Raw genomic sequence first — 12,743 nt, 5'->3', positions numbered from 1 at the left:
AAAGGCGGCGCAGATGCGCCGCCTTTTCCTGTACTGTTCGCGACTTAGTGTCAGTCGGTCGACGCGGCGGCTGCCACGACGGCGAGCAGGATCAGCGGGATCACGATGCCTGCCGACGAGGACGATGCCTGGGTCTCTTCGACCACGACGACGGGTTCCATGACCACGTCATCCTTGGCGTAGGAACCGGCCATTGCCGAAGTTGCGGAAGCTGCGAGCGCGGCGGCGAGTGCGAGTTTTTTCATATTATCCTCCAGATAAACGCCTGCCGCGGTCGTCTGAAAATTGTCCACGGCAAGCTCCAAGACTTACCTCGTGCACAATGTCTAAGCAGTAATCCGCCGATATTGCAAACCCAAGTTAATGATCAGTTTTTTCGGCTTCTTTCCCTGTGGTCAAATCAGCAACACTTGCGTCCCGACCTGAGCCATCTCGTAAAGTGCCTCGATGTGCTCGTTGTAAAGGCCGATGCAGCCGTTCGACGAGCGACGCCCGATCTTGCGCGTGTCATGCGTGCCGTGGATCCGGTAGTAGGTCCAGCTCAGGTGCAGCGCACGGGTGCCAAGGGGGTTGTCCGGGCCCGGCGGCACGTAATCGGGCCACTCGGGGTTGCGCTCTTTCATCGACGGCGTGGGGCGCCAATCGGGGCTCGGGTCTTTCAGAACCACCTGCGTCCGGCCCTTGCGGGTCAGATCGTCGGTCAGCGGAACCGACGACGGATAAAGGTGATAGGTGCCGTTCTGTTCCCAGAAGTGCAGAGCCCGCGACGAAATATCGACCAGCACAGCGCCCTTGTTCAGGTTGCTGAAGTAGGGCTGCCAGTCGAGCGTGCGGAAGCTCGAGATGTTGTGGCGGATGATCTTCGAGATATCGCCTTCCATCTCAACCGTGCCGGACCCGTTGTAGCTCTGTGCGAGCGCCGGGCTCGCCGCCGCCCCCGCAAGCGCAGCCGACCCGGCAAGGAAGGCGCGACGCGAATATGGAGTCTTTGCCATGGCGTGATTGTCCTCTCGAGCCACGTTAGTGAAATATGCTTTTGACAGCTCGCCAGACCTACGTCCGAGAGCCGCTACAGGTTCCCCATGATATGGCGGCGTGGCCGCAGTCGCAAATCAAACGGCAGTGTGTATCGGCGATCACATGCATGTGGGTTTGATCCGGTACGCTCGGCGGGCTATGTGGGAAACGCAAGAGCAAAACAAGCGGGACGCGAAGGCCAGCCAACATGAACAGACGCACGTTTCTACTGCTTTCCTCCGGATTTCTAGCGGCGGCCTGTGCGTCGTCGGTGGCACCGCCGCAACTCGGCCCGGATGGCAAGCCGCTGCCGCGCGTCTACCGCATCGACGACAAGGACTCCGGCAAGATCGAGTACAACATGCTCGATTCGGTCAACGCGCTGCGTCAGGCGCGTGGTGTGCCCGCGGTGCAGCTGAACTCCAAGCTCAACGCCGCCGCCGCCACCCATTCGCGCGACATGTCGGTGCAGAACCGCCCGTGGCACTTCGGCTCGGACGGCTCCTCGCCGATCGACCGCGTGCAGCGCGTCGGTTACGCGGGCCGTCTGCTGGGCGAGAACATCTCCGAGACCTACGAGTCGGAGCTCGAGACCCTCGCGGCATGGATGGAAGACGCGCCGACCCGCGACGTCATCCTCGACCCGAGCGCCCGCGAGATGGGCTTTTCGTGGTTCCAAGAGCCGGGCGGCAAAATCTGGTGGACCATGGTGATGGGCGCACCGGACCTCGCGCCGACGCCGGGCACCCTGACCGCCGGTCTTTGATCGGCAGCCTCTGACCCTGACGACACATTGAGTAACAGGCCGTCCCTTGGGGCGGCCTTTTGCATTGGCGCGCGCCATTTAGGGCTGACGCTTTGGCGCCGGGCTTTTCAGAAAGCAAAAAGGCCGCCCCAATGGGCGGCCCGTCGGATGTCCTCGCCTGCCCGTGTCAGGGCATGATGAGAATCGGTGTCGGATTGTCGGTGCGGATCATCGAATAGATGTCTTCCATCTCGCTGTCGGTGACGGCGATGCAGCCCCACGTCCAATCCCAGATGCCGTTCTGATAGGCAGCCGGACGTCCGTGGATGAAGATGTCTCCGCCCGGACTCTTGCCCAGATACCGGGCCTCGGCGCGGTCGGCAGCGTTGGGATAATCGATCCCGAGACTGAGGTGGAATCGCGAATTGGGATTGCGCCGGTCAATGAAATAAAGGCCCTCCGGCGTCTTGCCGTCGCCCTCTACCTTCTTGTCGCCCTCCGGGCTGAACCCGAGGCCAACGTTATAGACCTTCATGATCTGATCGTGATGCAGAAGATACATCTTCCGCGCGCCCTTATGCACGACGACATGAGTCACTGCTGGACCACGGTATGTCTTGAACCGCGATTCTGGCTGCCCACCGCCACAGGCAGCAAGCAGCAACACTGCCGCCAGCACCATTAAGTGCCTGCCAATATACATCTTGCCTGTCCACTCGTTCTTTTTATGCCGCAATGATAGCTCACGCAGCGGCATCGCGATAGGTGGAGTTAGCAAGAATTGATCGAAGTTCCCGACAAATAGCCGCCTTACTTAGCGCAGGCTGAACCCGGCGACGAGTTCCACATGGGTCGACCAGCGGAACTGATCCACCACCCGCAGCCCGTCGAGCGCATAGCCCGCGCGCAAGAGCGCCGCCGCATCGCGGGCGAAAGTCACCGGATTGCACGAGACGAACGCGATCCGCGGAATCCGCGCCTCGCAAAGCTGCGCCACCTGCGCTTCGGCCCCGGCGCGCGGCGGGTCGATCACGGCGGCGTCGAATCGCGCCAGTTCCTGCGGCAGCAGCGGGTTGCGGAACAGATCGCGCGCTTCGGTGGTCACATGGCGCAGGCCCTGCGCGTGACGCCAGCCGTGATCCAGCGCCTGCGTCATCGCCTTTTCGCCTTCGACCGCATGCACCCGCGCGGCCTCGGCCAGCGGCAGCGCAAAGGTGCCGCATCCGGCAAAGAGATCGACCACATGGCTCGCGCCCTCAACGTAACCGCGCACGTCCTCGAGCAGCGCGGCCTCGCCCTGCGGCGTGGCCTGCAGGAAGGCACCCGGCGGCGGCGCCACTTCGGCGCGGCCCATCTTCTGGTTCGGCGGGCGGCGGGTCAGCACCACGTCCTCGCCCCATGCGATACGGGCGCAATCATAGGCGCGGGCAAGCTCCGAAAGCGCCTGCTGCATCTGCGCGTCGGCCTCCTTGCCGCCCTTCACAACCACATCGAGCCCGCCGAGGCTTGTGGTCACCAGCACCGAAAGCTCCCCCTTGCGGCTGGCGCCGAGCACCGCCAGCGCCTCGACCATCGGCAGCGCCGCGGCGAGCTTCGGTTCGACCACACGGCAATCGGGCACTTCGACGATGACGTCCGAACGCTTGCGGTGAAAGCCGACCTGCGCGCCCTTCTTGGTGCGGCGGGCGGAAAATCCCGCGCGGCGGCGGGTCGCCTCGGGCGATGTGGCGATCTCGCGGAACTCGGTCTCGATCCCATGCGCGGCCAGCGCGTGGCGCACCACGCCTTGCTTCCAGTCGGCGACGAAATCCGGTCGCGCGTGCTGCAGCTGGCAGCCGCCGCAGCTTTTCGCGTGGCGGCAGGGCGGGCTGACCCGCATCTCCGAGGGCGTGACGATGCGCGGCGCATCCATGACGCCGCCGGTGATCTCGCCCTCGACGGTCTCGCCGGGCAGAGTGCCGGGCACAAAGATGGGACCGGCGGCAATGCCGTCGCCCTGATGCCCGAGCCGTTCGATTGTGACCTGTTCCATAGCGGCGTCATGCCCTCAAACGGGGCCGCCGCGCAAGCACGCTATTCCGCCGCTTCCTGCGGGTCGATCAGCCCGCCGCTCTGCCGGTTCCAGTAGCGCGCATAAAGACCATCCTGCGCCAGCAGAGCGTCATGCGTGCCCTGCTCGGCGATGCGGCCCTCGTCCAGCACCACGATCCGGTCCATGCTGGCGATGGTCGACAGGCGGTGTGCGATGGCGAGTACGGTCTTGCCCTCCATCACCCGCTCCAGCGCGCGTTGGATCGAGGCTTCGACCTCGGAATCAAGCGCCGAGGTGGCCTCATCCATCACCAGGATCGGCGCGTCCTTGAGGATCGCGCGGGCCAAAGCGATGCGCTGCCGCTGCCCGCCGGAAAGCTTCACGCCGCGCTCGCCCAGATGCGCGTCATAGCCGGTGCGCCCCATGTGGTCGCGCAGGTTCTGGATAAAGCTATGCGCCTCGGCCTTCTCGGCGGCGGCGATCACCTCCTCCATGGTTGCGCCCGGACGGCCATAGCGGATGTTGTCCAGCGCCGAGCGGTTGAACATGGCGGTCTCTTGCGTGACCATGCCGATCTGCCGCCGCAGGCTCTCTTGCGTGACATGCGAGATGTTCTGCCCGTCGATGAAGATCCCGCCCTTTTCCGTGTCGTAGAGCCGCAAAAGCAGCGCCACGAGGGTCGATTTCCCGGCCCCCGAGGCCCCGACGATGCCGATCTTCTCGCCCGGTGCGATGTTCAGCTCGATATGCTCGACACCGCCCTCCTCGCGGCCATAGGCAAAGCCCGCGTCGCGGAACTCGATCCGTCCCTGCGGTACCGCCAGCGGCTGCGCATCCGGCGCATCAAGCAGCGTGTGATCAGGGGTGATGGTGCGGATGCCGTCCTCGATCTCGCCGATATTGGCGTAGATGCCCATCAGCGTGAAACTGACCCAGCCGGTCATCTGGCTGAGCCGGATCGCCACGGCACCGGTGGCCGCGATGTCGCCCGCGGTGACGAAGCCGCGCGCCCAGAACAGCAGCGCGCCGCCGATCAGCACCACCGGCAGCGTGCCTGCCAGCGCCATCAGCCAGAAGCGGAAAGCCGAGGCGACGGTGCCGAAAGAGATGAAGCGCTCGCGGTAGGTCGACATGGCATCGAGCGCGGCCTGATCCTCGAAATCGTCATGGGCAAAGAGTTTGACCGTCTTGATGTTGGTCACCGTGTCGACAAGCTGCCCTGTGACCATCGCCCGCGCTGCCGCCCGTGCCTTCGACCGCACCCGGATGCGCGGCATGAAGAAGCGCAGCAGGAACCCATAGGCGATCACCCAGACCACCAGACCGATGGCGATGCGCCAGTCGATCGAGCCCACCAGCCAGATCGAGCCGATCACCGAGGCCAGCGCAAAGAGCACCGCCTGCACCACCTCGGAGATCACATCGTTCAGCGCCCGCGCGGTCTGCATCTCTTTTTGCGAGATGCGCCCGGCGAAATCATTGTCGAAGAAGGTGACCGAATGGCCCAGCGTGTAGCGGTGCACCCGGCTGAGGATCAGGTTGAAGACATTGGGCTGCATCAGCACCGACTGCACATAGGCCGACAGCCCCGCGATGCCGGGCCGCACCGCGATGAAGAACACCGCGCAGAACAGCAGGAACGGCCAGTGCTCGGCAAACACCGTCTGCGCCGAGCCGCCAAGCGCGCGGTCGATCACATCCCCCAAAAGCTTGGCGGTGATCACCTCGAAGGCCCCACCAAGCGCCGAGAGCAGCGCCGCCGGGATCAGCACCGGCCATGCGCCCTTCAGCGCCCACATGACGAAACGCCCCAGCGTCTGCGGCGGCGGCGTATGGGCGCGGGAAAACGGGTCTATGATGTCGGAAAGGCTCATGCGGGCCCTCTCCTTTGCTTGGGTCTTTGGTGGATCAGGCGGGGCCTTGCGTGTCGGGATCAAGAAATCCGCCCGACTGGCGCGCCCAGAATCCAGCATATAGGCCACCTTGGGCCAAAAGCGCGTCATGTGCACCGTCTTCGACGATCTTCCCGCCGTCCATCACCAGAATGCGATCCATCGCGGCAATGGTCGAGAGCCGGTGCGCGATGGCGATCACCGTCTTGCCCTCCATCATGCCGTAAAGCGTGTCTTGGATGGCGGCCTCGACCTCTGAATCCAGCGCCGAGGTCGCCTCGTCTAGGATCAGGATCGGCGCGTCCTTGAGGATCACCCGCGCCAGCGCGATGCGCTGCCGCTGCCCGCCCGAAAGCTTCACGCCGCGCTCGCCCACATGGGCGTCATAGCCGCGCCGCCCCTGCCCGTCTTCAAGCTCGAGGATGAACTCATGCGCCTGCGCCTGCCGCGCCGCGGCGATCATCTCGACCTCGCTGGCTTCGGGCCGCCCATAAAGCAGGTTCTCGCGCACCGAGCGATGCATCAGCGCGCTGTCCTGCTGCACCATGCCGATCTGCCGCCGCAGGCTGTCCTGCGTCACACGTGTGACATCCTGCCCGTCGATCTCGATTTTCCCCGATTCAGGGTCGTAGAACCGCAGAAGCAGCTTCACGAGGGTCGATTTGCCGGTGCCCGAACGGCCCACCAGACCGATCTTCTCGCCCGGATGGATGGTCAGGCTGATGCGGTCGAGCCCGCCCTGCCCTCGGCCATAGTGATGCGACAGATCGGTCACGGCGATCTCGCCCTGCTCCAGTCGCAGCGGCTTTGCGTCCGCGTCATCCACCAGCGTGATCGGCTGGGCGATGGTCTCCATCCCCTCGGCCACCACGCCAAGCTGGCGGAAGAAGGTGGTCAGCGCCCACATGATCCAGCCGGTCATCGCGTTGAGCCGCAAGGTCAGCGCCGTTGCCGCCGCCACCGCGCCGGTGCTTGCCTCGCCCTGCATCCACAGCGCCACGGCCCAGCCGACCACCCCGACGATCAGCAGACCGTTGAGGATCATCAGACCCAGATCCATCACGGTATAGAGCCGCATCTCGGCCTGAAACGTCTGCCGCGCCTCCTCGATCGCCTCTTTGGCGTAGTCCAGCTCCTGCCGGTCGTGGGCGAACATCTTCACCGCGTGGATGTTGGTATAGGCATCCACCACGCGCCCGGTGACGAAGCTGCGCGCATCCGAGGCGGCCTTGGACGCGGGGCCGACGCGGGTGATCGTCCAGCGCATCAGCACGCCATAGAGCCCCAGCCAGATCAGCATCGGGATCACCAGCCGCCAATCGGCATCGCCCAGCAGGATCACCGCGCCGATGACGTAAGAGACCGAGAAGGTGATGGCGTCGAAAACCTGAAACACCGCCTCTCCGGCGGCGGGCGGGGTCTGCATGATGCGGTTGGCGATGCGCCCGGCGAAATCATTCTCGAACCAGCCGATCGACTGGCGCAGCACCTGCTTATGCGCCCGCCAGCGCACCAGAGTGCCAAAGTTCGGCATGATCGCATTGTTCAGCAGCAGCACGTCCAGCGCCTGAATGAGCGGGCGCAGGAACAGGATGAACAGCGCCAGCGCGATCAGCTGCCCGCCGTGGGCGTCCCAGACCTCGGCAGGCTCTCCACCGAGGATGTCGACGACCCAGCCCATGGCCCAGATCAGCCCGATCTCGACCGCCGCCACCACCACCGAGAGCAGCGCCGTCCAGACGAAGACACGGCGGAAGGGCCGCGCATACTCCAGCATGAAGGGCAGCAGCTTGGTCGGGGGCCGGTCCGTCTGCGGATGGTCCACATAGGGATCGACCATGCTCTCGAAACGGCGAAACATGGGTCAGGTCCTGTACTTTGACCAAAGGTCTAGGTCAGGCCTTACAGGAACACCATGACGGAAAAACTTGCCAGTGCGAGCGCCATCGCCCTTGTGAACCAGCGCCAAGCCGCCGGGGTGGCCAGAAGATAGGTCAGCAGCGCGCCCGCCGAGGTCCAGAAGAGACAGCAAAAGAGGTTCAGACCCGAAAACGCCGAGCCCAGCCGCAACGCCTCGCCCACCGGTCCCAGCGCCGATGGGTAGGCCGAGGCCGCGGCCAGCGCCACCGCCCAGACCTTGGGGTTCACCCATTGAAAGAGCGCGCCCTCGATCAGCGTCATCGGACGCGCCGCCTCGGCCTTCTTGCGGCGCTCGGCGGTCCAGAGGCCCCACGCCATATAGAGCATCCATGCGCTGGCCGCGATGCGCAGCGCAAACTCCAGCCGCGGCATCTGCTGAAGCAGCGCGGCAATGCCGAGCCCGGTGAGACCGGCGGTGATGCCGACCCCCAGAACCACGCCAAAGAGATGCGGCAAGGTGCGTTTCACGCCAAAGCGCGCGCCCGAGGCGGTCAGCAGGATGACATTCGGCCCGGGCGAGAACAGCCCGAAGAAGACAAAGGCATAAAGCGGGTCGAGGGTCATGCAGTGCGCTTACTCGTCAGACAGAAGTTCCGCCTTGGTAAGCGTGAAACCCGATGCGATCCAGCGTTTCTCGGCGGCACGCAGCGCCTCGCCCAGCGCCGGGCCCTTGAGCGCGGGCATCAAATCGCGTGCGGTGAGCGGAAATTTCGCCGCCGCGCCGACGCCCAGCGCGCGGAGATCCGGCTCTGACACGGGCATTTCGAAACTTGCGGCGCGCAGCAGCAGCACATCCTGCGCGGTCTCGGCCCCATGCCTGTAGGCAAGCTCTGCCGGGCCCTGCATCTCGCCGATCAGGCTTTGTAGGGTGTGAAGCTGCTTTTGCTGCGCTTTCGACAGGCGCAGATCAGGCTCTGCGGCACCAAGGCAGGCCAGCCGCCGCAGCGCGTCAGGGGCCACAAGCAGTCTTTGTTCCTCGGCCACCAGCGGGCCGAGAGCCTTCGCGCTCGCGCCCGGCAGCACATGGGCCAGAACACCCACCTGCGCCATCACCGACACGGCCGCCACCGGATCGGGCGCGGACAGAAGGCGCAGCATTTCCTGACCGACGCGCTCGCGCGAGAGCGTATCGAGACCATCGAGATTGCCCGCGATCCCGGCCAGCGCCTCGGGGTCGAACCCCTGTTCAGGATCGCCATACCAAGCTGAAAAGCGGAAGTAGCGCAGCGTGCGCAGATAGTCTTCGCGGATGCGGTCCGAGGCCTCGCCGATGAATCTCACACGCCGGGCGCGCAGGTCGGGAAGCCCTTGCAGAGGGTCGATCAGCAGCCCGCGCGCATCGGCGTAGAGCGCATTCATGGTAAAGTCGCGCCGCGCCGCGTCTTCCGCGATATCGTCCGAAAACCGCACCACCGCGCGGCGGCCGTCGGTTTCCGTGTCGGCGCGGAAAGTGGTGATCTCATGCCCGACGCCATCCGCCACGACGGTGACCGTGCCATGCTCGATGCCGGTGGGCACCGGCTTCAGCCCGGCAGCCTCGGCCAACTCCACCACACGTTCGGGGCGCGCGTCGCTGGCGATGTCCACATCGCTCACCGGCACGCCCATCAGCGCGTTGCGCACGCAGCCGCCCACCACATAGGCCTGATGGCCACCCGCCTCGAGCATCCGCAGCACCGCCTGCGTCGAGGCGCAGGTCAGCCACGCGCCGGTTACCGTGGTGTCAGCGGGCGTCATGCCATGCGCTCCGCCAGCCCGCGCAGCATCCGCGCCGTAGCGCCCCAGATGTAATAGGGACCGTAAGGCACCGTCCAATAATGCCGGGTGGTGCCGCGCCAGCGCCGCCCCTGAATGGCGTAATTGTCCAGCTTGGCGATATGTTCGAACGGCACGCGGAACACTTCGGCGACCTCGCCGGGCTCTGGCACCGGGTCGAAATCGCGCATGATGAGACCCAAGACAGGCGTCACCTCAAAGCCGGTCACGGTTTCATGCGCGGGCAGGCTGCCCAGCACATCCACCCGCCCTTCGGCCAGCCCGACTTCCTCGCGCGCCTCGCGCAGGGCGGCGGCCACGGCGTCTTCGTCACCGGGATCGACCTTGCCACCGGGAAAGGCGATCTGGCCGGGATGGTGCTTGAGCCGCGAACTGCGCTTGGTCAGCACCAGTTCCAGCCCCTGCTCGCAGGCGACAAACCCTGCGAGGACACCGGCGGGACGCAGCTTGCGCCCCTCCGGCAAAACCGTGCCCGGGTTCAGATCGAAATCGGAGGACGCGCCGGAGGTTTCCTCCAGCGCCCGTTTCAGCAGATCGATCTGATCCCGGACGCGGCTCACTTCTTGGCCTCGAAGCCGACCGTTTCCGGGTCGAGCTCGTAGTGCGCGCCGCAGAACTGGCAATCGGCGGTGACGATGCCGTCGTCGGTGGTCATCTTCTCGATGTCCCGCGCCGAGTAGATCGACAGCGACTGGCGCACGCGATCTTCCGAGCAGGTGCAGCCGAAGCGCACGGTCTGTGCGTCGAACACCCGCGGGCCTTCCTCGTGATAGAGCCGCACCAGCAGGTCGGTCGGCGGCAGGTCGGGGCCGATCAGTTCCAGCTCGTCCACCGTGTCGAGGTGGAAGTTCACGCGGCGCCAGTTTTCACCGTCGTCATCGTCGCCAAGCAGGTCCTCGGGGCGCAGCACGCCTTTGTCACCGCTGCCACCCTCACCATCGACGAGCGGCTTGGCGAAGGGCGACGCCTTGGGCATGTGCTGCAGCATCACGCCGCCAGCACGCCAGTTCGACGTGCCATCGGCCTGCGGCACATTGCCGAAGTTCAGCTCGAAGCGGGTCGGGATCTGCTCGGACTGGGCGAAATAGCTCTCGGCACAGCGCGCCAGTGCACCGCCCGCCAGCGGGGTGATGCCCTGATAGGGCGTGGTGCCCTTGCCCTGATCGATGAGCACGGCGAAATAGCCGTCCTCGAGCTGCTCGAAGGCGGGGGCGCTGGTGACCTGCTCGCGGTCGAAGCTGGCGTAGGCGCGCAGCCGGGCTGGTTCGCCCTCTTTTTCGGGGGCGTAGTAATCCGTGGCGATCATCCGCACCGCGCCGCGGGTCTGCACCTGAAGCGACAGCTTCCAGCGCAGCTTCATCGTCTGGCCGATCAGCGCGGTCAGCAGGGTCATCTCGGCGATGAGCCCTTCGACGGCCTCGGGATAGTCATGTTGGCTCAGGATTCCGCTCAGCACCCCGTCAAGCCGCGCCACGCGGCCCCGGATGTCGGCGTGATCCAATTGGAATGGCAGGACGGTATCGTCCCAGGCAAGTTTGCTGCCGATGGTCATGGGGTTTCCTTATCTGCCGGATCTTGGCATATCGGCCCCATATAAGCAGCAAAAACACGGGAACCAAGGGGGACCGATGACTGCACGATACGGCGAGCCGCCCGAATCCGGTCGGCGTTACACGCTGCGCCCCGGCGCTTATGCGATCCTGCCGCGCAACGGGGCGGTTCTGGTCACCCATCAGGCAGAGCCATGGCCCGAATACCAGCTTCCGGGCGGCGGCATCGACGCCGGTGAGTCGCCCATCGCCGCGCTGCACCGCGAGGTTTTCGAGGAAACCGGCTGGCGCATCGCCCGTCCGCGCCGCCTCGGGGCGTTCCGCCGTTTCACCTTCATGCCCGAATACGACCTTTGGGCAGAGAAGCTGTGCATCATCTATGCGGCGCATCCCGTCCGCCCGCTCGGCCCGCCCAGCGAGCCGGGGCATGAGGCGGTCTGGATGAATCCCGAGCTTGCCGCCGAGATCCTCGGCAACCCCGGCGACCGCGATTTCCTGCGCCGCGTTCTGGTCTGAAATCCAAGGGTTCGGCCCGGACTAGTGCCTGTATCAGAGCCTGTTTCAGGGCATTTCAAACTCCAGCAGCGCGGCCGAGACATCGTCGTCGAGCCGCGCGCCCGCGACGATGCGCTGGGTCAGGCGCCAGAAGAGATCGTCGAGAAACTCGGTGCCGCGACCTCCCCCCGAGCGCACCAACGCAAGCAGCCCCTCCTGATCGAGCATCCCGCCGCCCGGCAGCAGCGCCTCGGTGAACCCGTCGGAATAGAGCAGCAGGCGATCACCGGGCGATAGTTGCAGCTGCAGCCGCTCGTAGCTCGCGCCGGGGATCAACCCCACCGGCAGACCGCCATGACCGACGAACTCGGCGCTGCCATCGGCGCGCAGCAGCAGCGGAGGCGGATGCCCCGCCTGCACCAGATCGACCCTACCCTTGTCGAGATCGGCCACCGCATAAGCCATGGTGAGATACTCGGCGATCCCCGGATCCGCCGCCAGACGCTCATTCATGCGCCGCGCCACCTCTTCCGGGGCGCGAAAGAGCGTGCCATGCACGATGCGTTCCAGCGCGATGTTCTGCTCGGGAAAGTCGCCGCCCAGCAGTCCGGCAATCCGCGCGGTCATCAGCGCCGAGGTGATGCCATGGCCCGACACGTCGATGCTGTAGAGACCGACGCTGCGCTCGCAATGAGAGAAACTGCCGACCAGATCGCCGCCCACATGCCCGCAGGGTTTCAGCAGCAGGCTGACTTGCGAGGCCCCGATGCGCCTTGCACGCCGGGGCACCAACGCCTGTTGGATCAACCTTGCCTGCTGCAGATCGCGATCCACAGCGTCATAGGCGGCCTGCAGATGGCCCAAGGTTGCCGACAGCTGCCGCTGCATCTTCAGGATCCGCGCGCCGGCGTTGATCCGGGCGCGCAATTCCGCGGCATTCACCGGCTTGGTCAGGAAATCATCCGCCCCGGCGTCCAAGCCCCGCGCGATCTCGGCCTTGTCGCTTTTTGAGGTGAGCAGAATGAAATAGCCGTAGCGATCCCCGCATTGCGTTCGGAAGTGGCGACAGAGGTCCAGCCCGTCCATCCCCGGCATCATCCAATCCGACAACACTGCATCTGGGCGGCTTTCGGCGCAGATGCGCAGCGCCTCGGCCCCATCCTGCGCCTGCCAGACCTCAAGCCCCCAGCGTTCAAGCATAGAGGACAGGATCTTCAGCTGCAGCGGACTGTCATCCACCACAAGAACCCGACGGATCGGAGCCTCACCACTTCGATCCTCGAGGTTTTCCGCCAGATAGGGAGACACCGTATTTC

The 12,743-nt window shown here is 65.3% G+C and carries 13 protein-coding genes; 2 read left to right on the top strand and 11 right to left on the bottom strand.

From position 1 onward, the window contains the following. Positions 1–50: 50 nt before the first annotated feature. Together G0A00_RS02835 and G0A00_RS02830 are read right to left on the bottom strand one after the other, a co-directional pair. A complete protein-coding gene (locus G0A00_RS02835; protein WP_066106836.1) occupies positions 51–245 on the bottom strand; it encodes a ferrochelatase in 195 nt (64 codons plus the stop codon). A gap of 150 nt (positions 246–395) precedes the next feature. Continuing rightward, the gene (locus G0A00_RS02830) at positions 396–995 is read right to left on the bottom strand and encodes a L,D-transpeptidase (protein ID WP_164178504.1); all 600 of its coding nucleotides are present in this window, start codon (positions 993–995) and stop codon (positions 396–398) included. A gap of 230 nt (positions 996–1,225) precedes the next feature. Between G0A00_RS02830 and G0A00_RS02825 the strand changes: the two genes are divergently transcribed. After that, the gene (locus G0A00_RS02825) at positions 1,226–1,783 is read left to right on the top strand and encodes a CAP domain-containing protein (protein WP_164178502.1); all 558 of its coding nucleotides are present in this window, start codon (positions 1,226–1,228) and stop codon (positions 1,781–1,783) included. Positions 1,784–1,949: 166 nt separating this feature from the next. Here the strand turns inward: G0A00_RS02825 and G0A00_RS02820 are convergent, their stop codons facing one another. The 8 genes from G0A00_RS02820 to G0A00_RS02785 form a co-directional block, all read right to left on the bottom strand. Beyond that, entirely contained in the window at positions 1,950–2,465 is a 516-nt protein-coding gene (locus tag G0A00_RS02820) for a murein L,D-transpeptidase family protein (protein ID WP_164178500.1), read from the bottom strand. A gap of 111 nt (positions 2,466–2,576) precedes the next feature. Further along, positions 2,577–3,794 (bottom strand): class I SAM-dependent RNA methyltransferase, encoded by a 1,218-nt coding sequence (locus G0A00_RS02815; protein WP_164178498.1) that lies wholly within the window; start codon positions 3,792–3,794, stop codon positions 2,577–2,579. Positions 3,795–3,835: 41 nt separating this feature from the next. Beyond that, positions 3,836–5,668, bottom strand: coding sequence for an ABC transporter ATP-binding protein (locus tag G0A00_RS02810; protein WP_164178496.1), 1,833 nt, complete (start codon positions 5,666–5,668; stop codon positions 3,836–3,838). Positions 5,669–5,702: 34 nt separating this feature from the next. Beyond that, positions 5,703–7,547 (bottom strand): ABC transporter ATP-binding protein, encoded by a 1,845-nt coding sequence (locus G0A00_RS02805; protein ID WP_164178494.1) that lies wholly within the window; start codon positions 7,545–7,547, stop codon positions 5,703–5,705. Between the two features lie 41 nt (positions 7,548–7,588). Beyond that, entirely contained in the window at positions 7,589–8,170 is a 582-nt protein-coding gene (locus G0A00_RS02800; protein WP_066103389.1) for a LysE family translocator, read from the bottom strand. A 9-nt stretch (positions 8,171–8,179) separates the two neighbouring features. Further along, complete coding sequence (locus tag G0A00_RS02795) at positions 8,180–9,343, bottom strand: CCA tRNA nucleotidyltransferase (RefSeq protein ID WP_235952859.1); 1,164 nt, start codon at positions 9,341–9,343, stop codon at positions 8,180–8,182. After that, positions 9,340–9,942, bottom strand: a complete 603-nt coding sequence (locus G0A00_RS02790; protein ID WP_164178492.1) for a CoA pyrophosphatase — start codon at positions 9,940–9,942, stop codon at positions 9,340–9,342. The genes G0A00_RS02795 and G0A00_RS02790 overlap by 4 nt, the downstream gene beginning before the upstream one ends. Beyond that, positions 9,939–10,934 carry an Hsp33 family molecular chaperone HslO gene (locus tag G0A00_RS02785; protein WP_066103395.1) on the bottom strand — a complete coding sequence of 332 codons (996 nt, stop codon included), beginning with the start codon at positions 10,932–10,934 and terminating at the stop codon, positions 9,939–9,941. The genes G0A00_RS02790 and G0A00_RS02785 overlap by 4 nt, the downstream gene beginning before the upstream one ends. Positions 10,935–11,010: 76 nt before the next feature. On the opposite strand from G0A00_RS02785, the gene G0A00_RS02780 reads away from it, so the two are divergent. Next, positions 11,011–11,448 (top strand): NUDIX hydrolase, encoded by a 438-nt coding sequence (locus tag G0A00_RS02780; protein WP_164178490.1) that lies wholly within the window; start codon positions 11,011–11,013, stop codon positions 11,446–11,448. Between the two features lie 45 nt (positions 11,449–11,493). Here G0A00_RS02780 and G0A00_RS02775 read toward each other — a convergent pair whose 3' ends face one another. Further along, positions 11,494–12,735 (bottom strand): PP2C family protein-serine/threonine phosphatase, encoded by a 1,242-nt coding sequence (locus G0A00_RS02775; protein WP_368667653.1) that lies wholly within the window; start codon positions 12,733–12,735, stop codon positions 11,494–11,496. Between the last annotated feature and the right edge of the window lie 8 nt (positions 12,736–12,743).

Origin of the sequence: Salipiger sp. PrR002 (genome assembly GCF_010500775.1) — a bacterium.
Lineage (GTDB): Bacteria > Pseudomonadota > Alphaproteobacteria > Rhodobacterales > Rhodobacteraceae > Salipiger.
Note: the sequence above shows the minus strand (reverse complement) of the source record. Positions and strands in the feature narration are given on the sequence as shown.